The following is a 26335-nucleotide window of genomic DNA, read 5'->3' on the forward strand; positions in this document are numbered from 1 at the left end:
CGTGCTTCGATCTGCCCGCCCCTACCAGAAGCCCCGCTGCATCGGCTGTGCCGGCTGATAATACTGATACTGGCCGCGCCGGCGCGGATTGACAGGCTGCGGGTTCGGATCGCGCTGGAAGAAGAAACCAAAACCGTTGCCGCCATTGTCCCAGCCGTCATCGCTCGCCATCGCCATCGGAGGCGCGGTCGGCTTGCGCGTGATGAAACCACCCTGGGGTTGGTTGCTCAGCACCGCGACGAACTCGGTGCGGTAGTTGGTTTCGGCACTCAGCGGCTCGTCCGAGATCACGATCGAGGAGCGCGGCAGCGCAGTCGGCCCGATGCGATCCCACACCTCCTGAGGGATCGTGATGCGATCGAGCGCGTCCTTGGCGTTGTCGCCGTCTTCGATCGTGACCACGCTCCAGCGCAGGCCGGTGTTGTTCTTCGCCATCGCCGTGAAGATATGCGTGCCGAGCGGTTGATCCGGATTGCGGATCGTGACGGGAACCTCGATGCTGGTGTCGAACACCTCGCCGCCGCCGTCCGGTGCCGGCTTGTGCGTGTTCCGCCGCACGTAGAGCTTCTGCGTCGCGCGGCTGATGTAGACCGAAACCGGCTCGAGCGCGAGCTTCGCGTCAGTCGCAGCCTTCACGGCGTCGGCCTTTTTGGTCGCCGCCGCCTTGGCGGCCTCTTTCGTGGCAGCCACCGCATCGCGCTTCGGCTGCGCGGCGGCCTTGGCGGCATCGAGCTGCGTCGCCGCATCGGCGGCCCTGGTGGCGGCCTTCTGCTGCAGCTCCTCGGCCTTGGCGCGGGCCTGATCGGTCTTGGCGGCCGCGAGCTGCTTGTCGGCGAAGGCGAGCTCGGCGTCAGCCCGGGTCTTCTGCTGGTCCAGCTTGCGCAGCGAAGCGGGGAGCGAAGCGGCCTCTTTCGCCGCCATTGCCGCGGCCTTCTTGGTCTCGTCGGCCGCGCGGGTGGCCTCCTCCGCCTCGCCGGAGAGCCTGTCGATACGGTGCGGCGCTGCCTCAATGGCCTCCCGCTTCGGCATGAACAGCGCCGGATGGGAGAAATCGACCGGCGCCGCATCGTTCGGCGAGATGATCACCCGCATCCCGATGTTCGTCTTGTCGAACAGGCCCTCCGCAAAGCCGAACGGCATCCGCACGCAACCATGCGAAGCGGCATAGCCGGGCAGTGGCCCGCCATGCAGCGCGATGCCGTTCCAGGTGATGCGCTGCATGTTCGGCATCCAGGCATCGTCATACATGGTCGAGCGGTGGTCCTTGTCCTTCTCGACGATGGCGAAGACGCCGGCCGGCGTCTCGCGTCCCGTGGTGCCGGTGGAGACCGGCGCGCGAAAAATCCAGCCGTCGGCATCGTAGAAGGTGACTTGCTGGCTCTTGATCGACACGATCGCCATGATCGGCTCGCCGGCCTCGCGTGGTGCCACCGCCTCGGCCGGCTGGCGCGCCTGCTTGGCCGCATTGGCCGGGGCCGCCACCGCCAATGCGACAATCGCCGCCAAGGTCACAATTCCGGGAGGCCCCCAACGCCGCATCGTCATGGTGGATTGCGCCGTTGTCAGTCGGTTTTTCATGCCATCCTCGGTCGAAATGCCAGTCCGCTTGTGCCGGTCACGGGTCAGATTGCGATCTTTGAATTAAGAAATCGCAGCCGCCTTACGTTCCGTCTGTGGCGACATTCGGCACGTTCCGGCGACAAATCTCTCATATACGACGGCTGGCGCAGGCGGAAGGGCGGCATGCGGCCGAAGCTGGCCCGAAGCTGGTGGCAGATCGCTGCGGCAGAATGTCCGGGGGTCAGTGATACAGCTGCCAGGGTCTGACGTCGGACAGTGAGGCCACGCCTAACGGACGCTAAACGCCCAGCGCCTTCCGGTTGAATGTCCGCAGGAAACGCAGCGACAGCGTCCGGAGATTTGCGACGTTCAGCAACCACGCGGCGGCGGCATAAGCGAGCCCGCCGGCGAGGCTCACGACGATAAGCGGGACGGGGCCGGTGCCATTGAGCTGCGATCGTGCAACGAGGATGGCAGCCGCCATCGCCGCGGCCGAGACGGCAACGCTGGCAAGGCGTTGGAGGTCGAACGGGACCGGATGGGCGCGATGCATCAGGACGACGGCCACGAGGAAGCCGATCGCCTCGGTCGCAAGCGTCGCCAGCGCCGCGCCGTAGAGGCCGTAGCCGGCCACCAGCATGAACATCAACGCCACGCTGACGACCAGCGTCAGGAACGATTGAGCTGCCAGCATGAACGGGCGCTCGGCGAGTTGGAAGCTGATCTGCACGTAGAACTGATTGGCGATGCCGAAGAAGCGGGCGAGCACCAGGATCGGCAGCAGCGCCGAAACGCCGGCGCGGAAGTCGACGCCGACGAGCGTGCCGGCGACCTGATCCGCTGCGAGCGCGAGCCAGACGGCCACGGGCGCGACCACGACGAGCAGAAGTTCGAGGCTCTCGGTCAGCCGCTCCCGCGTAGTCTCGTTGTTTTTCTCCGACAATGACCGGAACACCAGGGGCACGGTCGCGGCGGCGACGCTGGAGGCGATCATCACCATGAACTGCCGCGGCAGATCGGCAGCGACGCCAAAGATGCCGGCGGCGTCTTTGCCGAGCAGATAAGCGACGATGAGGCGGTCGCAGGCCGAATAGACCGCAACGGACAATCCGGCCAGCGTCAGCGGCAGGCCGTAGCGCGCGAGCTGCATGAACTGGCTGCGCTGAAAGCGTGCGATCCTGGTGCGGTCGCCGAGGAGGTTCAGGATGATCCCGGTGAGCGAACCCAGGCCGAATGCGGCGAGCAGTCCCAATCCACCCCAGCCGAGCCAGATGCCGAGCAGGCCAAAACCGACGCTCGACACGCTGCGCACGATCGAGATCGCCGCGAATCTGTAAGGGCGCAATTTGGCGCGCTCAAACTCCTGGCCGACATCGACGGCATTCGCCATGATCGCGACGAACATGCTGGCAAGCAGCAGCCCAACGCTGAGATCGCTGCGGAACAGGAAGATCAGCGGGGTGGTGGCGCAGAGGACAGCAACGGTGAGCGCGAACGCGACCATCGCCGTGCCGCGGAAATCCACCTCGGCCGACATCGCCTGATAGCGCGACACCGAAAGCTTGATCCAGGCGAAGAAGATCGCGCCCAGAATGCCGGCCAGGCTGATGCCGACGACATAGACGCCGTACTCCGCCGGCGTCAGCAGCCGCGTATAGGCCGTAACGGCGAAGAAGCCCACCGCCGCAGGCAGGATGTAGGCGACGAGATAAATCGAGAAATGGCGGTTCAGCATGCGAGCACGGGACCGGCAACATTGTTGCGAGTGTGACGGCCGTTCATCAATTGGACCATGGCGGGGCGAATGAATTGCGCCGCAGCATCCCGGAAGAGTGTCACATAAGTCTGGAGATCGGGCGGTGAATGCAGCTTTGAGGCCGCTTTCGCGCGTTAGCGTTAAATTTGCCCTTCCCGATGGGAGAGCACGATCACGGCAAGGAACCATGGTCGCGGATGGCAAGTTAACCCAACCACGGAAAACCCCGGCATTGCAGGGCATCGGTTGGTACGATGTCGCCTTGGCTCGATAAGGAATGCCGTGACCAGGCTCGACAGACGCGAATTTCTCCTCGGCAGCGCCGCAGCACTCGCGGCGGGCACATCGGCGTCCGCAGCGCCGGCGTCAAAACTCGCCCAGCGCCGTCAGGGATTTGGTGCCGCGGCCACGCTCTGGGATCTGCAAGCCGATCCCAGGCTTGGCGAAGCCATCAGCAACTATTGCACGCAGGTGGTGCCGGTGCTCGAGCTGAAATGGCCGATGCTACGGCCGGACGCGCACACCTTTGCCTTCGAACGTGCCGACGCGATCCTGGATTTCGCCCGGCAGAACGACCTGACGATGCGCGGCCATGCGCTCGCCTGGTATCACGACATTCCGGACTGGACCAAGCAGATCAAGGATGCCAAAGGCGTCGAGCGCGCCTACGTCGACCACATCGGCACCGTCGTCTCTTATTACAAGGACAAGCTGACGTCGTGGGACGTCGTCAACGAGCCGATCCCGGACAATCCGCGCAGTCCAAAAGACCGGCGCGACTCGTTCTGGACGCAGCACCTGGGCAACGGCTGGATCCCGCTGGCGTTCCGTACGGCATCCGCGGCCGACCCCTTCGTCAAGCTCGCGATCAACGAATACGACATCGAGTCGGCGAAGGACACGTTCATTGCGAAGCGCGCGGCCTACCGCAATCTCATCATGGACCTGCTCGACCGGGGCGTGCCGTTGCACGCCGTGGGTCTGCAATCGCATCTGCATGCCGAGCTCGAGATCGACACCCATGGGCTCGCCGAATTCGTCACCGAGCTGCGCGCCTGGGGCCTTGAGGTGCTCGTCACCGAGCTCGACGTCGACGATCAGAAGCTGACGGGCACCCCGGCAGAGCGCGACGCCGTGGTCGCCAAGCGCGTCGAAGATCTCTTGACCGCGATCTCGACCAGCGGACCGGTGCGCTCGATCCTGACCTGGGGCCTCTCGGATCGCTATAGCTGGATCAACGGCACCTTTGCCCGCGCCGACAAGCAGCCGAACCGTCCCCTGCCGCTCGACGGCGAGTTCAAGCCGAAGCCGTTCATGAACGTGCTCAGCAAGTTCACGAGAGACGTATAAGGACTAGGGTCCGGACTCAATTAGCCCACCACGAGATTGCAGCTGCGAGCAAGATTGCAGACAGGAAGATGTCTGCGCGCTTGTCATATCGAGTTGCGATACGGCGGAAGTCCTTGAGCCGGCAGAACATGCGCTCGATGACGTTTCGACCTTTATATGCTGCTTTGTCGTAGCGATGCGGATGCTTGCGGGTCGGATTTGGCGGGATCACGGCCTTGATACGGCGTGCGGCCAGTTCATCGCGTAAGCTCTTGGCGTCGTAGGCTCGATCGGCCAGCAAGCGGCGCGGATTGCGGATCCTGCCGATCAGGTCGCGTGCACCGACCAGGTCGTGGGTGTTGCCCGGGGTAATCAGGAAGGCCAAGGGACGGCCGATATCATCAGTCAGCGCGTGGATTTTGGTGGTCTGCCCGCCCCGCGAGCGGCCGATTGCATTGTTGAAGGCCCCCCTTTTGCGCCAGCTGCGGAGCGATGGGCTTTGATGTAGGTCGAGGCCACCGAGATCGATCCGTACATGCCGGTCGATCCGGTCAGCGCGTAAAAGATGCCCGTCCAAATGCCCTGCCGGCTCCAGCGGTTGAAGCGGTTATAAACCGTCGTGTAGGGGCCATAGACTTCTGGGCAATCGCGCCAGCGCGAACCAGATTTCAGCATGTGTATGATGCCGCTGATGACGCGCCGATCATCCACCCGGTGCGCCCCTTTACGTCCCCGAGGCAACAATGGCTCAATCCGCCGCCATTCCACATCGCTGAGCCAGTAGACCTGCTTTGCCATTCAAGCCTCCCTTCCGCGGAGATGCTTGAATCACAATCCAATTTCGAATGGAATCCCTATTGAGTACAGACCCTAGCGCGCTTTCGGCACTTCGAACTGAGCCTCGTCGTCCATGTGATCGGGCGAAAGGCTCGGACTGCGACGATCGCGCGAGCTGAGGCGGAAGACGTCGCGGATGTCGTCGATCGAGGTCGACGAATAGGACTGGATGCAGAGCGCGACCTGCTCGGGCGAAGCGGCGCGCATCATCGCTTCGATGGCCGGGCGGTCGAGGCGCGTGTCGTCCCAATGCGAAACCGCGATGCTATCTTCGGTGACTCGATGGGTGGCCAGATGCGCGGGCGAGCTCGCGACGAAATGGCCGTACATGAGATATTCCGAGAACCTCTTCTTCCGGCACAGGGCGAGAACCCAGTTCAATCCCGTTGCCGACTTGATGGCGTCGGTCATCGCGCGCGCGGTGTCCTTGTCCCAGACCAGCGCGTTGCCGACATAGTCGTCCGCAGGGAAGGACCGCTCCTTGATACCGAGGAGCTGATCGACGGTGCGGAGCCACAGGACATGCAAGGGGTGGGCGGCGTCGATCCCCTTGCGCGTGACGAACAGCGGCGTCTTCTCAGCGCCGGCATATTGACCGACGTCGAATTCGCGGAAGAACAGATTGTCCGAATCCAGAATGCAGACGCGCTGCTCGGGCGCGTTGAGGACGCCGGCGATCTTGAGGATCTGCTGGATGTGCCAGCCATGAACGGGCGACGACAGCAGCGAGAGCCAGACGCGTCGTTTGCTGATGAACTGGAGAGCCGGCGGCAGCGCCCAGAGCCATTTCGGCAAATAGCGCGAAGCCGGAATGATGACGCGCTTGTCGGAAGCGAACCGCGCGAACAGCGGCACATCCTCATCGTTAACGAGAACATAATGCCGCGTGTAGCCCGTCAACCAGGTGTCGATGCTCTCGCTGAGCAGCGAAAAGCGTTCAATATCCTTGGCGTAGCTGGCGGTCAGCAGGGCAACAGAATGCATGGCGCGCGCTCGTATGGCGATCAAGCCGCAGTCATAGCGGCGTCGAGACGCGTTGGATACTTACATTCGCAATCAAGGTAAAATGAAACGAAGCATTAGCTATCCGACGGCAGCCCCTGCTCGATGCCACGAAAGCGCAGCGGCGCCAGCGAGGAGGCGCGCTGCCACCAATCGGCGACGCGGTCGTCGAGCGCGGTCACACCTCGGCCCCGTCCGGGGAAGATCCGGATCTGCTGTACCGCCTCGGCTTCGAACCCCTTGCCCTTGCGGGTGATCTTGAGGGCAGTGCCTTCGCGGTCCCGCTGGGTCAGCGGCACCAGAAGGCGGCCGCGCGGACGAAGCGACCGAAGCCAGAGCGGATGCGGCTGCGAGAAACCGGCATGCACGATGATCACGTCGGCGGGTTCGCCGATGTCCTCGCATCCGTCACCATGGACGACCGCGACGTTGCGATAGGCGCGGAGAAAGGTCGCGGCGCGTGCCGCAAGCCGCTCGTCGCATTCGATTGCATGCACCCCGCCTTTTGGGCCCACGATCTTCGACAGCACGGCGGAGAAATAGCCGAGCCCACAGCCGATCTGAACCACACGGTCTTTTTCTCGGATGTCGAGCAAATCGATGAAGTGCGCCCACAGGCTCGGCAGTCCGGTATCGAGCTTGCGGCGGGCATCGATCGCGACCAGCACATTATCCTGGAGATGAACGGGATCGGCATCCGGCGTCAGCCGATAGCTGCGCGCCGCCTCGCTCTTGATACGCCAAGGCCCCTTCGCCAGAAAGTTTTCGCGCGGAACAGTGGCGAGGGCTTCGAGCAGGCGCGTTGAGGAGATCCGTTCGCGCTTTGCGATCAGCTCCACGTAGCGCGCACGCGCGGCGGCAAGGTCGCTCATCTCACGGGATAGCCTGTTCACGAGCAGGCGCGTCTGCGCCGAGCTCGTTGATCAGTTGCATCGCCTGGGTCAGGTCCGGCGTATAAAAGCCCTCACTGAACTTGCCGACGATCGGCGCGAGCAGGAGACTTGCGTGCTCGCGCTTGCCGGATTCGTGCGACAGGCGTGCGAGGCTGACGGCGGTGCGAAGCTCCCAGGACAGCGCGCCCTGCTTCCGCGCGATCTCCAGCGACAGGTTGAACAGCTCCTCGGCTTCCTGCACTGAGGCCGGATTCCCGTCCGACAGGGTGATCTCGCCTTGCAGGCGGTAGACTTCGGCGAGGTAGGAGTGATCGCCGGTCCGTCTCGCGGTCGCGAGCGCACCGTCCAGCGCGCGCAAGGCGGCGTCGCGCATTCCGACCTTGGCGTACGCCTCCGCGAGCAGACAGCGGAACCAGCAGCCGGCGAGCCAGGAATCCATCGCTTCGTATTCATCGAGGCCGAACCGCATCTGGCTGAGGCCTTCGTCGGCCTCGCCGAGCTGCGCCAGCGCCCAGCCGCGCAGGATCGCCGCCTGCTGCTTCCAGTGCAGGAAGTTGTGCTCGGTCGCGATGATCATGGCGCGGTTGGCGTGGTCGCGCGTGCCCTCGACATCGCGCAAATGCTGGCAAAGATAGGCGCCGAACACGAGCGCGAAGGCGAGCGTGAAGGGATGGCGGATCTTCTCGGCATTCGCGATCGCCTGCTCGCTGTGCTCACGCGCCGCGTCGGGCCGGCCGAGGAACCACAAGAGATAGCCGAGATAGGACAGCGAGACGATGCCGGGATCGGTGCCGTGCCGCTCCATCAGATCCGAGTGCAGGTCGGGGCTGTAGAGGTTGATGCAGCGATGCAAGTGGTGCTGGGACGCAGCAAAGCGCCCGCGATAGAGCATGGTCATCGCGATCGAGCGGTGCGCCTCGATCAGATAGCCGGTCTGCTGTGCCGGCTGCGTCCCCTCGTTCAGCCGCTCGCGCTTGGCGAACTTCAACAGCTCGACGCTGAGATCATGCGCACGGGTGAGATCGGCGCGGATGAAATGACAGACCCAGAGCCCGCGCGTGGCGGCGAAGGCCTTTTCGTCGTCCTCGAGCTGCTGGCCGAGTTCGAGGGCGCGGACGTAGTTCTCCTCGACCTCCTGCACGGCATAGCCCTTGGCGGCGATCAACGCGTTGCCGAGCGCAATGCGCAGCTCGAGCTCCATCTCGTCAGCGCCCTGCATGCGCGCATTGGCCTGCACAACGCTGAGGCCGCGGCGCAGATGGCCGATCGCCTCCAGATTGGCGCCGCTCTTGGCCGCCTGCTTGCCGGCCTTGAGCCAGAAGCTGGCGGCGCCCTCGCTCTGGCCGGATTCGGTCAAATGATGGGCCAGCAGTTCCGGTTCGCGCTCGGTCTTTTCCGGATACATCTCGGCGAGCACCTGGGCGATCCGGGAATGCAGCTTCCGCCGCTCGCTGTGCAACAGGCTCGCATGCGCGGCGTTCTGGATCATCACATGCTTGAAGGAGTAGAGCGCGTCGGGTGGATGGCCTCGGCGCATGATCAGCCCGGCCTCCTCCAGATGATTGAGCGCGGCCTCGATCTGTTCGGCGGGCGTGTTGGCGACCGCGTGCAGCGTCTCGTAGGAGAATTCGCGGCCGATGGTGGCGCCGATCTGCGCAATCCGCTTGAAAGGCCCCATCCGGTCCAGCCGCGCCATCAGCGAGTCCGTCAGCGTCGCCGGGATCGCGAGCTGCCGCCACGGGCCCGACAGCACGTAGCGCCCGTGCCGTTCGGTCAGAAGGTTGGATTCGAGAACCGTCTTGGTCAGCTCTTCCAGGAACAGCGGCACGCCGTCGGTCTTGACGATGATCTCCTCGACGACCTCCTTGGGAAGCTCGCGTCCCGCCACGCGCTCGACCAGCGTCGCGCGCAACTGCCGGCTCAACCGGTTCAGCACCAGCGTGGTGATATGCGAATGCGCGTTCCAGCTCGGCTGAAATTCAGATCGCGCCGTCATGACGACGAGGACCGGCCGGTTCTGTGCCCGGCCGACCAGGAGATCGATTACCTCGCGGGAGGTCGGGTCGATCCAGTGCAGATCCTCGAACGCGATCACCAGAGGCTGCTCGCGAGCAAGGCCGAGGAAATGATTGACCAGCGCCGCGACGGTCGCATCCTTTTGCTGCTGCGGCGATAGCTCCAGCGGCGGATAGCGATCACCGGTCGGAATGGACAACAGCGCGGCAAACAGCGGCGCAACCTGCTCGATCTCGCCATGAGCGGCGGCGATCGCGGTCTCGAGGCTCGCTAGCGACTGCGCGGACGCATCCTCGCGATCGAGACCGAGAGAGAATTTGAGCTGCTCGGCGAACGGATAGAACGCCGTGGAGGTGTAATAGGGCGAGCACTGGAACGAGACTTGTCCATGACGGTCGCCCGCGATCCGCTCGAAGATTTCCTGGATGATGCGCGACTTGCCGATGCCGGGCTCGCCGAACTTGACCACGACCTGACCGTCGCCCTCCTTGGCCTGCTGCCAGCGCCCCATCAGCAGCGCAATCTCCTCCTCGCGGTTGACGAGCGGGGTCAGCCGCGTGCCCATCGCGGCGGCGAAGCGGGTCTCCACCCGCGAGGCGCGCATCACATGCCAGGCCTGCGCTTTCTCGGAGATGCCCTTCAGCGCGTGGACGCCGAGATTGCGGTAGTCGAATTTCCCCTTCAGCAGCGACTGGGTCGAGGCGGAAATCACCACACCATTCGGGGGCGCCAAGCCTTGCAGGCGCGCGGCGAGATTGACGGTTTCTCCGACCGCGGAGTCGCGCTCCTCGGTGCCCTGTCCGACGAGGTCGCCAACCACGACGAGACCGGTCGCGATGCCGATGCGGACCGCGGGTGAGTGGCTGAGCGCACCACGCGGCTCGGTCGCGCGGGCGGTCGACAGCACCCGGACGATTTCCAGCCCCGCACGCACGGCGCGCTCGGCGTCGTCCTCATGTGCGGTCGGATAGCCGAAATAGACCAAAATACCGTCGCCGACGAAGCGGGCGGCAAAACCTTCATAGTGCTTCACCACGCGGACACAGGTTTCGCGGAAGCTCGCGATCATGTCGCGCACGTCTTCCGGATCGAACTGCACTGACAGCGAAGTAGAATCCACCATGTCGCAAAACATGGTGGTGAGCTGACGCCGCTCGGCGCCGACCTCCGTCCGGACTTGCGGGCGCGCCGTCGCGTCGGGGTTCTCCGCTGTTTCGGCCCGGAACAGCGCGGTCATGGCCCGCTGGAGCCGCTTCCGATCGCCGAGCGGCAATCCGAGCTCGACCAGATCGGATTCGGTCAGGTCCGCCATGACGTCGAGATCGAGACGGTGCTCTGCGAAGAGATCGGTATAGTGGCCGAGACCAACGCCTTCGAGCCAGCGCTTCAGCCCGCCTTCCGTTCCCGTGCCCAGCTCATTCTCCAGCATGGTGATTCTGCCCGACCAATCACTCCGTCGAAGCGCTTAGGACCCCTCAACCACAGATTTTGGGGTCAAAACTTCACCTCAGACTGGACGCGTTCCCATAGTTCTTGGAAGAATAGCCCAATCGGTTCAAAAGGGAACGGAATTGTCGGACGCCACACTTCCAGCGCCGCAGGGATCAGCCAGCGCAACGGCCGAAACGAAGATATTCGCGCATATCGGCGGCCTTCTCGAATTCCACGCCCGCAAGACGCCGGAGGCCCCCGCTCTCCTCGCCCCTGGCCGGCCGGTCCTCAACTACCGCGGGATTAGCGACCGGACGCAGGATCTCGTCCGCACGCTGCGCGGGCTCGGCATTGCCCCTGCCGACCGCATTGCGGTTGCGCTGCCGCGCGGTGCCGACAGCGCACTGGCCCTGATCGCGATCGCATCAAGCTGCGCCTGCGTTCCCGTCAATCCCGATCTGACGGCGGACGAGCTGCAACGCTATTTCAGCGAATTGAAGCTGACGGCGCTGGTCACCCGGGCCGACACGAACTCGGCGAGCCGCGATGTCGCCAAGGCGCTCGATATTGCTGTGATCGATTTCGTGCCGGGGCCGCAAGACGATCTCGGCGGCTGCACGTTTGCCGGACCGGCGGTTGGACCGGCGAGCAGCAGCGGCGCCTCGCGCGGCGACGACGACGCGTTCGTCCTGCTGACATCGGGCACGGCGGCGCGGCCGAAGATGGTGCCGCTGACGCATCGCAACGTCTGCCTTTCCGCCTATAATGCCGGACGCGTGCTGTCGCTCGCGTCGCACGATCGTCTGCTCAACGTTCTGCCGCTGTTTCACGCCCATGGTTTGATCTCCGGCCTGCTGACGGCGCTGGCCGCGGGCTCCAGCGTGATCTGCACCGACGGTTTCGACGCATCCTCCTTCTTCGGGTGGATGCGACAGCTGCAGCCGACCTGGTACACGGCGGTGCCGACCATCCATCGCGCGCTGCTGACGGCGGCGGAAGCGAGCCCGGACCTCGCCCGATCGTCGTCGCTGCGCGTCATTCGCTCCGCCTCGGCCTCGCTTGCGCCTACGATCCTCGACGGGCTGGAGGCGACGTTCGGCGTTCCCGTGCTCGAAACCTACGGCATGACGGAGGCGGCCTCGCAGATCGCGGCCAATGCGTTCGAGCTGCGCAAGATCGGATCGGTCGGCCGCGCCGCGGGTCCCGAGATCGCGATCATGGACGAGACGGGCCGCGCGCTCGCGAGCGGCGAGCACGGCGAGATCATGCTGCGCGGACGGAACATGAGCCGCGGCTACTATAATGACGAGGCGGCGACGCAGGCTGCCTTCCGCAATGGCTGGTTCCGGACCGGCGATCTCGGCTATCTCGACGACGACGGCTATCTCTTCATCGTCGGCCGTATCAAGGACGTCATCAACCGCGGCGGGCAGAAGATCTCGCCTCTCGAGGTGGAAGAGGTTCTGCTCAGCCATCCGGCGGTGCTGGAGGCCGGCGTGTTTGCCGTCCCGCACCAGAAGCTCGGCGAGAACGTCGCCGCCGTCGTGGTGCTGCGGCCGAATTCCGAGGCGACCTCCGACCAATTGCGCCAGTTCGCGCGGAAGCGGCTCGCCGCCTACAAGGTACCGAGCCTGATCCGCAGCGTCGCGACCCTGCCGAAAGGCGCCAGCGGCAAAGTCAAGCGCAATGCGCTCGCCCAGCTGATTGCAACTAAGGGCGGCGGCGAGGAGGAGGAGGCCCCTCTGCCACGCAACGCGCTGGAGACCCAGCTCGCAGGGATCTGGGCCAATTTGCTGGAGCTGCCGCAGGTCAGGAGCGATCACGACGTCTTTGCGCTCGGCGCTGACTCGCTCGCGGTGACGCAGATGCGCTCGCGCCTGCGCGACCTTCTCAACGTCGACTTCTCGTTCGAGGACATCTTTGATTGCGCCACGGCCTCAGCCCTGGCAGCCCGGGTCGAGACCGCCACAAGGCATCGCGAGACGATGCTGCCGGCCTGGCGCAAAGCCGCGGAAGCAGACACACCGTTGTCATTCCAGCAGCAGCGAATGTACGTGCTCTCGCGGCTCGACCCGACCCGCTACAATTATAACGTCGTCGAAGTCGCGCTCCTCAAGGGTCAGGTCGACGTCGCCGCGCTTTCTGCCGCTCTCGCCGCGGTCTCTGCCCGCCATGAGGCACTGCGGTCGGTCTTCGTCGAACGCGAGGGTGAGCCGGCGCAGCTTGTGCTGCAATCGCCGCCACGGTTCGAGCGGATCAAGCTCAAGCCCTGCCCTACGGACAAGTGGACCGCTGTTGTCAGGCGCGAGGCGCTCCGACTCGCGCAATATCCGTTCGACCTTGCGCACGAGGCGCCGCTGAAGGTCACGCTGCTGTCGTTCGACAAGAGCAGTCATGCGCTCGTCGTCAACGTCCATCACCTCGTCACCGACGGCTGGTCGCAGCGGCTGTTCTGGGAAGAACTCGCGGCCCATTATTCGGCGGCGCGCAAGAACGACGTGGCGGCACTGCCTTCGACCGCCTTCCAGTATCGGGACTTTGCGCTCTGGCAGCAGAACTGGGCGCAGACGCCGGCCGCCAAGGAGCAACTCGATTACTGGCGGGCGCAGCTCGACGGCGTCACCACGCTGCCGCTGCGGACCGACCGGCCAAGGCCGGAGGTCTGGAGCGGTCACGGTGCCCGTCGCTATCTCGAATTCTCCAGGACCCTGTCGGCAGACCTGCGCGCGCTGAGCCAGAACCGGGGCGTCACGCCCTTCATGACCCTGCTCGCAGTGTTCCAGTGCCTGCTGTTCCGTCACACCGGACACGAGGATGTCGCGACCGGTTCGCTGATCGCCAACCGCAACCAGATTGAGAGCGAGCGATTGATCGGGCTGTTCGCGAACACCCTGATCCTGCGCAACGATTTTGGCGGCGATCCGAACTTCAGCGACATGTTGCGCCGGGTGCGGCAGGTCACGCTCGATGCCTACCGCAATCAGGACCTTCCGATCGAAGAAGTCCTGCGCACTCTTCAGATCGCGCGCCGCGGCGACGGCAATCCGCTGTTTCGGATCATGTTCATCCTCCAGAACGCCTCGATCGAGACGGCATCTTTCTCCGGTCTGTCGACGCGGCGGATCGAGGTCGATCCAAAGGTGGCACGATTCGACGTTACGCTCGAACTGGTCGAGGCCGACGGACGTTTCACCGGCTTCTTCGAATACGCCACCGATCTATTCGACGCGGCGACGATCGAGGGCATGGCCGCTCAGTTCAAGACCCTGCTTAAATCCGTCATCGCCGATCCGGAGCAGCGCATCTCGCACCTGCCACTCCTGACCGAGGCCGAACGCCGGCAGCTGCTGGCGAAGGGCCGGGGTGTGCCGGCCAATTTCACTACGCGCGGCAATTTGAGCGAACGTTTCGACCGCCAAGCCAAGAAGACGCCGAACGCGATCGCGGTGTCGGACGGCCGCGCATCCCTGACCTATCGCGAGCTGGCGCGCCGCAGCCAGGCAGCCGCGCGCTGGCTGACCCGGGAAGGCGTCGGCGCCGAGGCCGTGGTCGCCTTGCTTGCGGAGCGCGGGCCCGACCTGCTCGCCGCGATGATCGCCGTGCAACGCGTGGGCGCTGCCTTCCTCAATCTCGATCCCGACCAGCCGCCGGCACGGCTCGCAACCATCCTCGGATCGAGCTGCGCCCGCGTGTTGCTGACCGGACGCGCGCAGTCATCCATCGTCGAGAGGCTGCGCGAACCGCTGGCCGAGCGCATCCGAATGGCCGAGCTCGAAGACGCGATCGCGCCAGGGGTGACCAAGCCGGCTCGCGCGGCGCGGCGCGCGGCTTCGAGCCTTGCCTATCTCGTCTATACCTCCGGCTCCTCCGGCGCGCCGAAGGGCGTCATGATCGAGCAGCGCGGACTTTCGAACCATCTGGCGTCGCTCATCTCCGAGTTGCACCTCTCGGCCAGGGACGTGATCGCGCAGACCGCGCCGCAGAGTTTTGTCATCTCGGTGTGGCAGTTCCTCGCAGGGCCCATGGTCGGCGCGCGCGTCCATGTCTGCGGCAGCGCGATCGTGCGGGACCCGATTTTGCTCGCGCGGGAGATCGAGCGCGAGGGCATCACGGTACTCGAGATCGTCCCATCGCTGCTGCGCGTGATCCTCGATCGCATGGACGAGGCACAGGTCCGACGCGCCTTTGCGAGGCTGCGCCTTCTGATCTCGACGGGCGAGCCGCTGCCCATCGATCTCTGCAAGTCCTGGTTCGCCCTCTGTCCGAAAGTGCCGCTGATCAATGCCTATGGTGCGTCGGAATGTTCCGACGACGTTTCGCTGCTTCGCTTGACCAGGGCGCCGGCGACCACGACGGGCAATGTCCCTGTCGGCGCGCCGCTGGCGAACACGCAGCTCTACGTGCTGGACGCAAGCCTGCAGCCGCAGCCGGTCGGCGTGACCGGCGAGCTCTGCATCGGCGGCGCCGGTGTAGGCCGCGGCTATGTCAACGATCCCGTGCAGAACCGGCAGCGCTTCCTGCCCGATCCGTTCTCGCGCCAGGCCGGCAGTCGGCTGTACCGGACCGGCGACCTCGCCCGCCGGCGTGCCGACGGCACGATCGAATGCCTCGGTCGCGCCGACCATCAGGTCAAGGTCCGCGGCTACCGAATCGAGCTCAAGGAGATCGAGAACGCGCTTGCCGACCATCCCAGTGTGCGCGCCGGCATCGTCGAACCGCGCCGCGAAGCAAGCGGCGATGTCAGGCTGATTGCCCATATCGTCGCAAGATCCGGCAGTTGCAGCAGCGCCAGCGAGCTGCGCGACTTCCTGAAGAGCCGACTGCCGGGCCATGCCATCCCGTCCGCGTTCCTGTTCCTGGACCAGGTGCCGCTCAATGCCCATGGCAAAATCGACCGGAGCGCGCTGCTGGCGCCGGCGCAGCAGGAAACCTCCGGACCGGATGCGACTGTGCCGGCGCGGCGCTTCACCGAAAAGGTGCTGTCCGACATCTGGATCGACCTGCTGAAGGTCGAGAGCCTCGGCGTCACCGACAATTTCTTCGACCTCGGCGGCCATTCGCTGCTGGCGGGCCAAGTCATGGCGGGCGTCGCCCGGGCGCTTGGCGTGTCGCTGCCGATCAAGACGATCTTCGAAGCACCGACGATCGACGAGCTTGCCCGGCGGGTCGACGAGGCCGTGGCGGCAAAGCCGCGCAAGCCGGCCGCAAGATTGACTGGAGCGAGCCTGGTCGAAAGCGGCCCTCCCACACTCTCCATCGCGCAGGACCAGATGCTGCGGATCGAGCAGAATCTTCCGGATCTGCCGCTGTTCAACCTGCCTTTCGCCTTCCGTCTTCAGGGACCGCTCAATCTGGCCGCCTTGGCGCAGGCGGTCGACGACGTCGTACGCCGGCACGAATCGCTCCGGACCCATTTCGGCTGGAGCGGTGAGGAGGCCACCAGCCACATCGCCGCGCCCGGCACCTTTGGACGTGTCCTTGGCCGTGTCCTGACCGTCGAGACGATCGGCGACGGTCAGCCCCACAACAACAAGCGGCGCAAGGCGCTGGAGCTCCGAAAGATCGATCTCCTGGTCGAACAGGAGACCTATGCCCCGATCGACACCACGCGCGCGCCGCTGCTGCGCGCCCGGCTGTTGCGGCTCCACGACGGCGATCATGTGTTGCTGCTGACGCTACACCATGCCGTCGTCGACGGCTGGTCGATCGGCGTGCTGTTCGAGGAACTGTCCAACCGCTATGCGGCGCTGGCCGGATTTCCGTCGGTGCCGCTGCCGAAGCTGCCGCCTGCCTTTTCGGACGTCGCGCGCTGGCAGCGCTGGTGGTGCGGCACCGATGCCGCCCGCCGCCAGGCGGCCGACTGGACGGAGAATTTGCGCGGGGCGGCACCCGCTTTCGGCGGCGAATCAAGCCCCGGCGCGTCCACGGGGCACCATCCGGTCAGCCTCGAGCGTGAGCTGATCGGCCGGCTCACGGCTTTTGCCGGCCAGCACAATTGCACGCTGTTCATGTGCCTGCTGACCGGTCTGAAAGCCCTGCTGCTGGCGCAGACCGGCCGCAACGACATCTCGGTTGCCACCGCCATGGCCAATCGCGCCCAGCCGGACACTGACCGGATCGTCGGCCCCTTCGAGAATACGGTGATCGTTCGCACCAAAATCACGCCGGAGCTGTCGTTCGTCCAGGCCATGGCCCGGGTCCGCCAGAGTGTGCTTGACGCGCATGCGCGCCAGGAGCTGCCGTTCAACATCCTCGCCGACCATCTGGAGCAGGAGGGATTAAATCCAGCCTCGCTGCTCCAAGTCTATTTCACCCTGCAAAATCCGCTGCGCCAGCCGCTCGATCTCCCTGACCTCACCACAAGGTCGATCGGCAACATCGCGCGCGAAGGCCAGCCGGTGCTGCCGATCGACCAGACCTGGCTGTCGCTGATGCTCAAGGAGCGGCCGACCGGAATCACCGGCTCATGCAAATACAAGAGCGAGCTGCTCGACGGCGTTACGGTCGGCCAGTGGATGGAGGATCTAGTCGCGCTGCTCGGGGCCGCCCTCGCCCAACCCAACGCGCCGCTCGGCCGATTGCTCAATCGCAGGGCGGCATGACGGGTCCTAAAGCACGGGCGAATACGGGTTCACTCGTCAAAGCTGTGAATGACCAAGTTGCATCTTGATTATTCGGCGCCATCGCGCAAGATTATTCTCGCGTTTTGATTTGGACGAGTATTTTCAACCGGGGGAGTACGTTATGGGTTTCATCAAATTTACGAAGGGCACCTCGTTGAGCGACAAGGACCGCAAGGCCCTGCAGAAGCTGCTCGGCGCCGAGAAGAAGAAGCTGCAGTCCGCGCTGAAGGACGTCGACGCCAGCATTTCGATGCTGGGCGGATCCAAGAAGGCCAAGAAGAAGAAGAAGTAAGACTCGTCGGTCGGGACGCCGCACGAATCTTCAGGCTTCTGTTTTCGGGCTTCAATTTTCAGATTTAGCCGCTCGCCTGCGAGTTGGGTCTCGCACAAGCTTGCGCCCGTAAACCGGCCAGCAATCGACAAGGATTCGCCCGAGTGGACCGCTAGAAGCGGTCCGCTCAGTTGATTCTTGCTCAGTTGATTCTTCCGTCACGGCAGGGGATTTGGCCTCCGCCTGACGCCATGGGCCCAATTGATGACAGACGACAGAATTGAACTGTTTGTCGGACTGATCGAGACTTTTGACGCGGCGGCTGCGATCGATACGTGCCGGCGCCTGCTCTCGGTCGACGAACGGGTACGCGCCGACCGCTTCAAGTTCGAGCGGCACCAGCGGCAATATATTTTCGCGCATGCGATGTTGCGCCTGGCGCTCTCGCACGTCGCGCCCAATGTCGCACCCACCGACTGGTCATTTGCGGCCGGCCGCTACGGGCGGCCGTTTGTCGCAGCGCCCATGACTTCAACCGCGCTGCATTTCAGCCTGTCCCATGCCGACGGTTGCGTTGCCTGCGTCGTATCCAGGCACGAAGCCGTCGGCGTCGACGTCGAGACCGTGTCGCGTCGGGTGGCGCCGCTGTCGACCGCGCTTCGGTTCTTCGCGCCGGAAGAGGTCGAAACGCTGCGCGGGCTGCCGGAGCCCGCCGCGATCGAGCGCTTCTTCGACTACTGGACGCTGAAAGAGGCCTATCTGAAGGCCAGGGGTTTCGGCCTCAATTTGCCGCTCGACGCCTTCGCGATGCAGGTGTCGCGCGAGGCTATCGAGATCAGCTTCAAGCCCGATATCGCCGACGATCCGCAAGGTTGGCGATTCCAGCTATTCTCGCCGTCACCCTCGCATCGTCTCGCGATTGCCGACGGCTCCCGCGCCACCGGCGGCCTTCCCATCACCCGCAATGCATGGCCGCTGCAGGAGGCGGCTGAATGACGCCGCCGCGGCTGCGCGTCTTTCCTGCAATTTCGCGCAACCGCGATCCCAAGAAATATGTCGGCGAGTTGATGCGGGTGGCGCAGTTCGCCGACCGCAACGGCTTCGAAGGCATCCTGCTGTTCGAAGGCAACGACGTGTTCGTCGAGCCCTGGGCGATGGCCCAGCACATCATTGCGGAGACGACGCGGAGTTCGCCGCTGATCGCGGTCAATCCGGTCTACATGCACCCGTTCACGGCGGCAAAATTCGTCTCGTCCTTTGCGCAGCTTCACGGCCGCAAGGTCTATCTCAACATGATCACGGGGACGGCAGTCAGCGATCTGCAGGGGCTGGGGGATGAGCAGTCGCATGCCGACCGCTATGTCCGGCTCGGCGAATTCGTCGCGCTGATGCGCCAGCTGCTGGCAAGCCCGCGGCCGACGACTTTCGCGGGCCGGTTCTACCGCGCAAGCAACCTGCAACTGCGGCCACGCCTGGCGCCGGAGCTGATGCCGGAATTCCTGGTCGCGGGCCAGTCCGAGCCGGCACGGCGCGTGGCGAAGGAGACCGGCTGCATCAAGATGCAGATGCTGCCGCCCGATCTGGACCGCGGCCTCGATGCATCAGGCCTGAATTTCGGCATCTTTGCCCGCGAGGGACGCGACGAAGCCCGGCAAGCGGCGAAGGCACGTTTCCGCGATAACGCCGACGATCGCGAGCTGCTCGCGCTCACTGTGGAAAATAGCGACTCCGTGTGGAAGCGGCGACTATATGAGGGCCAGAGCGGCGAGCTCGCGGACAATGGCTATTGGCTGCTGCCATTCCTGACCTTCCAGGCCGACTGCCCCTATCTCGTCGGCAGTTACGCGGAGATCGGCGCAAAGCTGAAGGAGTTTGCGGCGAAGGGGCTGACCACGGTCATGCTCGACATGGTCGCAGACGAGACCGAGATGCAGCACGTCTGCAAGGCGCTCGCGGCGAGCGGGTTGTTTTGAAGTCGCTATTTTTTCTCCCGTTCTTAGAGGGAGAAGCCAACATCACCGCGCCTCTTCGAATCCCGCCAGCACGGAGGTCAGGTTCGCCCCCAGAATATCCGAGAGATAACCGCCCTCCTGCACGAACACGGTCGGCAGGCCCATCCTCGCGATGGCCTGACCGATGCGGCGGAAGCCCGGCGTGGTGACGGCGAGGCCCTTCAGCGGGTCGTGCTCGGAGGCGTCGAGGCCGAGCGCGATGACGAGGGCACCGGGCGCAAAGGATTCGATCGCCTTGCGCGCAACGTCCATCGCCTGAATGTAGCCGTCGTCGCCGGTGCCGATCGCCAGGGGGATGTTGAGGTTGGCGCCGAGGCCAAGGCCTTCGCCGCGCTCATGCGCGTAGCCCCACACGTAAGGATAATACGCGACGGGATCGGCGTGGATCGACACCGTGTAGACGTCCGGTCGGGTGTAGAAGATGCCTTGCGTGCCGTTGCCATGATGGACGTCGACGTCGAGGATCACGACACGCTCGTGCCTCTGCCGCAGATGCGCTGCCGCGATCGCGCTGTTATTGAGGAAGCAGAAGCCGCCGGCCATGTCGCGATAGGCGTGATGGCCGGGCGGGCGGCAGAGCGCATAGGTCGCATCCTCGCCGTCCATCACCATCTGTGCCGCCGTGACCGCAACGTCGGTCGCAGCGCAGGCCGCGGCCCAGGTGCCGGGGCCGATCGGCGCCGCGGTATCGGCGGTGTGCCAGCCGAGCTTGCCGATGATATGGGTGGGATAGGTCGCGGCGTGGCGCACTGGATGGATGTTGCCGATCATCTCCGGACCGGAATCGCCGAGCGCGCTCCAGGCCTCCCAGGCTTCACTCAGGAACGACAGATATTCCGGGCTGTGAATGCGCGCGCGGGGCCCTTGTCCGAATGTGGTCGGCTCGACCAGCTGATGCCTGCCGTCCTTCAACCCTTTGAGCAGGCGGTCGGCACGTTCGGGCTGCTCGGTGGTGCGCTTGACGACACCGCGAACCAGGAAGAATTGCGGATCGTGGCTGCGATGCAGTTCGGTATGGACGGCTTTCACTCAAACACTCCGTGATCGCGTGCTATTTGACGGCCACGGATGTCTTGATCTCCGCAGCGGCGAGATGCAAGCAAGAAGAATGCCGACTCTGCCGCGGCGCCCTGCGCCGGGAGTAGATCGCCGGTTAATCTCAGCAGCGCCCGCGCTGGAGGCAGTGCTCGCGGCCCGGACGATCGGTGCGGAAGGACTCGACGAAGCCGCCCTGACGCTGGGTGACGAATATCGTCTTGCCGTCGCTGCCGCCGAAGGCGAGGTTGGTCGGCTCCTTGCCCCTCAGCGCGATCTCCCGCTCGACCGCTCCATTGGCCTTCATCACCGTGATCGTACCCTTGAGGATGCGCGCGACATAGAGGCGGCCGGCCATGTCGGTGCGCAGACCGTCGACGGTGTCGGGCTGAAACGCCTTGACGAGTTTTGGACTGGTGAGCTCGCTGCCGGCGATGGTGTAGGACCAGATCTGGCCGCTGCTGGATTCCCCGACATAAAGCGTCTTGTCGTCAGGGCTGAGATCGATGCCGTTGGTGGTACCCATCGCGCGCGGTGCCGACATGACCTGTCCCTGCACCGTTCCGTCGGCTGCCTTCGCGATGCGCCAGATGTGGCCTTCGCGACCTTTCCAGTTCGGATCACTTGCGTAGATCGTGCCGTCGCGACCGATGGTGATGTCGTTGGGCTGGTTCATCTCGTCGGAGTGAAACCAGATGGCGGGCTCGGTCGCGCCTTTCGGGATCGCGAAGATGTTGTGCTTCTTGTAATCGGCAATGAACATGGTGCCGTCGCGGGCGAAGCGAATGGCGTTGCCGACGCTTCCCTCGGGCAGCGCCGTGAAGGGCTCGGACGCCGCGCCGCCGACAGGCAGCTTGCCGATGGTGCCGGGCTTGCCGAAATTGACGACGAAGAGATTGCCATCGAGATCGGCGGCCGGGCCTTCGATGCCAAACGTGTATTCGCCTGATGGCGTCACCTGCACGCTTTCGAACAGTTTCGTTTCTGCTCGGCCTGGCGCGATCGCAAGGACGAGAACAACGCTACTGCACAGGCACCAGAAATTCCTGCCGGATGTAATAGCCATCGTCGTCGCTGCACTCGCCATTCAGATAGGGATCGGCCGGCCGGAAAAAGCGGCTGAAGCCGGGTTTGTCTACAGCGTTCCTTTGTGTCACGACGACGACCTTGGCGGCCGGTATTTCGCCGCATTCCTTGGTGGTTTTCCCAAAGAACTTCCGCTGCGGCGGGCCGGGCTTGATCCGCATCCGGAGGCCCGGAACCATTTTTGCAACCAGCAGATCCGCCGTGTCGAGCAGGCGCGTGTAACCAGGTTCGGTCTTCGGCAGGCCTTCGCTACCCGGCGGCATCAGCTTCTCCGCGCCTAGCCCACGAAGCCGCGAGCGCAGCTTGCCGGAGTCGGGATCACCAGGATAGATCCAGCCGTCCTGCGACAGCATGAAGCGAAGCACCGTCGCATCCTTCTGTGCGTCCGATTGACCCGGCTTCAGGCCGAAATCGGAGTGGCAGCCGACGCAGTGCTTTTCGACGAGACCCTTGCGCAAATTGGTGAGCCGGAGGCTGTTCTGCGCGTCACTGGCAACGAAGGCCGCGAGTTGGTCGATCAGCGCCTCGCTCCGCATGTCACAGGGCAACGGCGGCGGTGCGTCGCCAGCGGCGCGGTCGATCCGGATCACGGTCTGGTTCTTGTCCTCGACCAGCCAGATTGCGCCGTCCTCGGCAATCGTCATGCCGACCGGGGCGCCCTGCGGCCGCACGCCGTTGACGCGGTGCCAGCCTGCGATCAGCTCCTCGAACGCCGCGGCGGCGACGTCGCCGGCCTCGGTCTGAAAGCTGTGGGTCGGGTCGGCTGCGCAACTGACGTGGTAGCGCACCGGCGCCGGGGCGGGTTTCGGGAAGCCGTGGTCGTCGACGTCATAAACGATGATGCGGCTGCCGGTCGGACGGTAGCCATGCAGTCCGACCAGCAGCTTGCCCTCGAGCTCCGGAAATTTCGCGCCGTGATAATAGAGCATCGCGAGCGGCGCGCCGTGCGGCGGCAGCAGCGAGAACGGCGCCTTGTAGAGAGCGTTGGCCGTGCATAGCGATTTGTAGATCCCCGACTGCAATACGATCCTAAACTCGGGACTCGGCGTCGACAAATCGTAGCAATAGGGCCAGCCGTAATGCTTGCCCTGCTCGATCGCGTTGATCTCCTCGTTCGGCTTGAAAATGTCAGGCAGGTCGCGACCGTTCTCGCCTTGCAGGAAGGCATAGCCCGCATCGGGAAAGTTCGGGTGCAGCGCCAGCGCCGTCGAGTTACGCAGGCCGCGCGCATAGACCGCGTGCGGCGGATCTGGATCCTTCGGCGTCAACGCCGGGAAGACACCACCCGCGGGCGGCGTGAACAGCCAGATCGATGCCATCGCGGAAGCGCCCTCGGCCGCCGCGCAGGGTTTGGTGATCGGCGACGGCGTGATGCAGTCGTCGCTGTGCGAGCCGACATTGACGAACAGCCGGCCGTTCTTGTCAAAGATAAACTGCTTGAGTGGATGCGCGCTCTCGTCGACCCTGGTGCCGTCGGGCAATGTGATCCGGCGGCCGGGCATGTGACGGATGACGGTCTCGACGGTGCCGCGCGGATTGTCGGCGAGCGGATCGAACCGGAAGATCGTCTCCGCCGTCGAGGCATAGAGCTTCTTGTCCGGGCCGATCACAAGGCCGAACGGATATTCAACGCCGGTCAGCAAGTCCCTGAACCGCTGGCCTTGGGGTGCACGCGGGTCGAGCAACAGCAGCCGGCCATCGCTATGGCCCCAGCCCGCCATGTCGGCGACCACGAACAGGTCACGGCCGGGCACCTGGATGATCGAGCGCGGGAATTTCAGCCGATCCTCCTCGCTGGCGACGAGGCCGGCGCAAAACCCCGCCTTCATGTCGATCTGGAGTCTTGGAAAAGCCAGATCGGCGCTGCCGCAGGCCTCCGTCCCGATCGCATAGCCGCTCCTGCGGACCGGTTCCGACGACGCGACCGAGGCCAGGCTCACCAGGGCGACCAGGGCACCTGCCCATGGCCGCAGGCTCTGGCGTTCACGCGAGAATGTGAGGTGGTTCACGGCGTCTCCCGGACCTTCCGTCCAAGGTTGTTCCATGACGCGGGAATGCCGTCCAGTTGATCAACACCCCCTTGTGATCAAACCAGCAGGGGTCTTGGTACCGACCAATCTCCGTAGATTCCCTTACCGGGCTCGGCCCGAATGTTTCGCGAATGCTTCAGGTGGTATCGCTTTGCCGTCCTAGTCGCTTTCTACAGGAGGCGTATATGGTTCAGATGTATTTCCATTGTTCCAATGCCGACGGCACGCTGATCGATCGGTACGGCACCGCTGTCGCCAATCTGAACGAGGCGCGCGACCGTGCCGCCCAGATCATGCGCTCGATGATCCTGACGCCTGGCGCCGAGGACTGGCGTGACTGGGTGATCCATATCAGCAGCGACGACGGCGAGGAGATCTTCGACCTTCCCTTCACTGCCATGCTCGGCAAGCCGCACTGAGGTGACGCCATGTTGCTCGCGTCACTGAGCCTGCTCCGCCAGCCCCTGAGCTTCGTCGCCGCCAAATGGCTGACGTTGATCCGGGTCGCCGGCAATCCCTACCGCCCCGAGCTTCACTACATGCGCGGGCCCGGCCCGAAATGGCACGCCAAGTATCAGGCCAGCCGGCTGGATCGCGCGCGCTGAGCCCTGCGGCTTCTGCTTCCCACTGATCGGTCTCTAACGCGTCATGCCCGGGCATAGCCGTCAAGGACGGCGTCGCTTCCGCTCGCCTATGTCCCCGGGCATCCTCGTCCTGGCCCATCCCCCGCCTGTTTCACACCAGCCATGTCGCGCCTCCCTTTCGATATTCTCGGTGGGGACGATGTGCCATTCTTCGCACGCTCCCGCCAGTTGCGGAACTCAGCGCAACGAAGCGAACCGAAGACAGCACACAGACATCACCATGCCTCACCAATTCAGCCACGCCCAAACCGTCCGCAAGCCCGCCGTCACGTCCAAAGGCGGCATCGTCGCCTCGCAATCGCGGCGGGCGGCCGAAGTGGGGGCGCAAGTGCTGGCGGCAGGCGGCGACTGCGTGGACGCGATCGTCGCGACCACCTTCGCGCTGAACGTGCTGGAGCCCTGGAACAGCGGCATGGGCGGCGGCGGCGCGATGGTGCTCTACCGTGCCGCGGAAAATCGTTATGAGGTGATCGACTACGGCATGTGCGCGCCGCAAAGCCTGCGCGCCGCCGACTATCCGCTCAGCGGCGAAGGCGCGGCTTCCGATCTGTTTCCCTGGCAGCGGGTGAAGGACGACCGCAACATCCACGGCCCCGGCTCGATCGCCGTGCCCGGCGTCGTCGCCGGCATGGAGGAGGCGCATCGCCGCCACGCCAGGCTGCCGTGGAAAGATCTGGTCGCGCCGGCAATTGCCCTCGCCGACGAAGGCCTGCTGGTCGACTGGTGGACCACGCTGACGATCGCGGCATCGGCGGCGGACCTTCGGCGCTATCCCGCGAGCGCGACAACATTTCTGAAGGACGGCCTACCTCCGAGCGCGCCATGGGGTATCAAGTCCGAGACGCGGCTGCCGCTGGACGCGCTGAAGGCGACACTGGCGCACCTCGCCGACGCCGGTCCGCGCGATTTCTACCAGGGCGACCTCGCCAGAAGCATCGCCTCCGACATCAAGGCCGACGGCGGCGCGCTATCGGTCGAGGACCTCGCCGCGTTCCGAGCCCATCTGCGCGATCCGCTGGCGATCCCCTATCGCGGCGGCAAGGTTTTCGCGACGCCGGAGCTCACGGCCGGGCCGACAATGGCGCATGCACTGCGCCTGTTGCAGCAGAACCTGAAGCCGGGAAGCACGCCCGATGCGGCGGCCTACGCCGAATATGCGCTTGCCCTGCAATCGGCTTATCGCGAGCGGCTCAAGGACATGGGCGATGCCGATGGCAAGCGCTCGCTCGGCGCGGAGTATCTGGCACCCGCCTGCACCACCCATTTCTCCGTGGTCGACCGCCACGGCAACATGGCGGCGGTAACGCAGACGCTGCTGTCATCCTTCGGCTCGAAATACGTCACGCCGCACACCGGCATCGCCATGAACAACGGCATCATGTGGTTCGACCCGACGCCCGGCACCACCAACTCGCTCGCCCCTGGCAAGCGCTGCCTCACCAATTACACGCCCGTCATCGCCGAAACCAAGGATGACAAGCGGCTCGCAGTCGGCGCCTCCGGCGGTCGCCGCATCCTGCCGTCGGTGATGCAGCTCGTCTCCTTTGCGATGGATTTCGGCATGGATCTCGATGCCGCGATCCATCAACCGCGCATCGACGCCAGCGAAGGCGCGATCGTGATCGGCGATACCAGGCTGCCGGCGGAAGTACGCAAGACGCTGGCGGCAAGCTTGGACTATGAAGAAGCGCGGGTGCAGTCCTTGCCGCAGAAGTTCGCCTGCCCGAGCGTCGTGATGCGCGACGGCGACACCAATTCCGGCGCGGTCGAGATCTTCCAGCCCTGGGCCGACGCTGTGGCGGAGGGCTGA

General features: G+C 64.7%; 17 protein-coding genes. 8 read left to right on the top strand and 9 right to left on the bottom strand.

The features are described 5' to 3' along the window. Window positions 1–21: 21 nt before the first annotated feature. Window positions 22–1578 carry a L,D-transpeptidase gene (locus IVA88_RS11215; protein WP_247497348.1) on the bottom strand — a complete coding sequence of 519 codons (1557 nt, stop codon included), beginning with the start codon at window positions 1576–1578 and terminating at the stop codon, window positions 22–24. A 280-nt stretch (window positions 1579–1858) separates the two neighbouring features. Beyond that, a complete protein-coding gene (locus IVA88_RS11220; protein WP_247497349.1) occupies window positions 1859–3295 on the bottom strand; it encodes an oligosaccharide flippase family protein in 1437 nt (478 codons plus the stop codon). Between the two features lie 303 nt (window positions 3296–3598). Between IVA88_RS11220 and IVA88_RS11225 the strand changes: the two genes are divergently transcribed. Beyond that, on the top strand, window positions 3599–4666 hold the full coding sequence (locus IVA88_RS11225; RefSeq protein WP_247497350.1) for an endo-1,4-beta-xylanase: 1068 nt from the start codon (window positions 3599–3601) through the stop codon (window positions 4664–4666). A 16-nt stretch (window positions 4667–4682) separates the two neighbouring features. Here the strand turns inward: IVA88_RS11225 and IVA88_RS11230 are convergent. The 4 genes from IVA88_RS11230 to IVA88_RS11245 all read right to left on the bottom strand — a co-directional run bounded on the left by IVA88_RS11230 (window position 4683) and on the right by IVA88_RS11245 (window position 10822). Next, window positions 4683–5443, bottom strand: a protein-coding gene (locus IVA88_RS11230) for an IS5 family transposase (RefSeq protein ID WP_247497351.1) whose coding sequence is annotated in 2 segments (ribosomal slippage) — window positions 4683–5114 and window positions 5117–5443 — 759 coding nt in all. Because the reading frame shifts where the segments join, the coding sequence is not laid out codon by codon here. A gap of 72 nt (window positions 5444–5515) precedes the next feature. Continuing rightward, window positions 5516–6466 carry a DUF6492 family protein gene (locus IVA88_RS11235; RefSeq protein ID WP_247497352.1) on the bottom strand — a complete coding sequence of 317 codons (951 nt, stop codon included), beginning with the start codon at window positions 6464–6466 and terminating at the stop codon, window positions 5516–5518. Window positions 6467–6561: 95 nt separating this feature from the next. After that, window positions 6562–7356: an rRNA adenine N-6-methyltransferase family protein gene (locus tag IVA88_RS11240; protein ID WP_247497353.1), complete on the bottom strand. Its 795-nt coding sequence runs from the start codon at window positions 7354–7356 to the stop codon at window positions 6562–6564. A gap of 1 nt (window position 7357) precedes the next feature. Then, window positions 7358–10822 (bottom strand): AAA family ATPase, encoded by a 3465-nt coding sequence (locus IVA88_RS11245; protein ID WP_247497354.1) that lies wholly within the window; start codon window positions 10820–10822, stop codon window positions 7358–7360. A 142-nt stretch (window positions 10823–10964) separates the two neighbouring features. On the opposite strand from IVA88_RS11245, the gene IVA88_RS11250 reads away from it, so the two are divergent. The 4 genes from IVA88_RS11250 to IVA88_RS11265 all read left to right on the top strand — a co-directional run bounded on the left by IVA88_RS11250 (window position 10965) and on the right by IVA88_RS11265 (window position 19691). Next, window positions 10965–17426: a non-ribosomal peptide synthetase gene (locus tag IVA88_RS11250; protein WP_247497355.1), complete on the top strand. Its 6462-nt coding sequence runs from the start codon at window positions 10965–10967 to the stop codon at window positions 17424–17426. Window positions 17427–17568: 142 nt separating this feature from the next. Then, window positions 17569–17739 (top strand): hypothetical protein, encoded by a 171-nt coding sequence (locus IVA88_RS11255; protein ID WP_247497356.1) that lies wholly within the window; start codon window positions 17569–17571, stop codon window positions 17737–17739. A gap of 243 nt (window positions 17740–17982) precedes the next feature. Beyond that, window positions 17983–18714, top strand: a complete 732-nt coding sequence (locus tag IVA88_RS11260; RefSeq protein ID WP_247497357.1) for a 4'-phosphopantetheinyl transferase superfamily protein — start codon at window positions 17983–17985, stop codon at window positions 18712–18714. Next, on the top strand, window positions 18711–19691 hold the full coding sequence (locus IVA88_RS11265; protein WP_247497358.1) for an LLM class flavin-dependent oxidoreductase: 981 nt from the start codon (window positions 18711–18713) through the stop codon (window positions 19689–19691). Before IVA88_RS11260 ends, IVA88_RS11265 begins: the two co-directional genes overlap by 4 nt. 42 nt (window positions 19692–19733) lie before the next feature. Here the strand turns inward: IVA88_RS11265 and IVA88_RS11270 are convergent, their stop codons facing one another. The 3 genes from IVA88_RS11270 to IVA88_RS11280 form a co-directional block, all read right to left on the bottom strand. Further along, the gene (locus IVA88_RS11270; protein WP_247497359.1) at window positions 19734–20759 is read right to left on the bottom strand and encodes a histone deacetylase family protein; all 1026 of its coding nucleotides are present in this window, start codon (window positions 20757–20759) and stop codon (window positions 19734–19736) included. Window positions 20760–20889: 130 nt separating this feature from the next. Further along, a complete protein-coding gene (locus tag IVA88_RS11275; protein WP_247497360.1) occupies window positions 20890–21831 on the bottom strand; it encodes an SMP-30/gluconolactonase/LRE family protein in 942 nt (313 codons plus the stop codon). Then, a complete protein-coding gene (locus tag IVA88_RS11280) occupies window positions 21788–23860 on the bottom strand; it encodes a PQQ-dependent sugar dehydrogenase (RefSeq protein ID WP_247497361.1) in 2073 nt (690 codons plus the stop codon). The genes IVA88_RS11275 and IVA88_RS11280 overlap by 44 nt, the downstream gene beginning before the upstream one ends. A gap of 206 nt (window positions 23861–24066) precedes the next feature. Here IVA88_RS11280 and IVA88_RS11285 point away from each other — a divergent pair, with 206 nt between their 5' ends. The 3 genes from IVA88_RS11285 (at window position 24067) to IVA88_RS11295 (ending at window position 26335) form a co-directional block, all read left to right on the top strand. Then, entirely contained in the window at window positions 24067–24300 is a 234-nt protein-coding gene (locus tag IVA88_RS11285) for a hypothetical protein (protein WP_247497362.1), read from the top strand. A 9-nt stretch (window positions 24301–24309) separates the two neighbouring features. After that, the gene (locus IVA88_RS11290; RefSeq protein WP_247497363.1) at window positions 24310–24486 is read left to right on the top strand and encodes a hypothetical protein; all 177 of its coding nucleotides are present in this window, start codon (window positions 24310–24312) and stop codon (window positions 24484–24486) included. A 259-nt stretch (window positions 24487–24745) separates the two neighbouring features. Then, entirely contained in the window at window positions 24746–26335 is a 1590-nt protein-coding gene (locus tag IVA88_RS11295; RefSeq protein WP_247497364.1) for a gamma-glutamyltransferase, read from the top strand.

Origin of the sequence: Bradyrhizobium sp. 149 (assembly GCF_023073915.1) — a bacterium.
Taxonomy (GTDB): Bacteria; Pseudomonadota; Alphaproteobacteria; order Rhizobiales; family Xanthobacteraceae; genus Bradyrhizobium.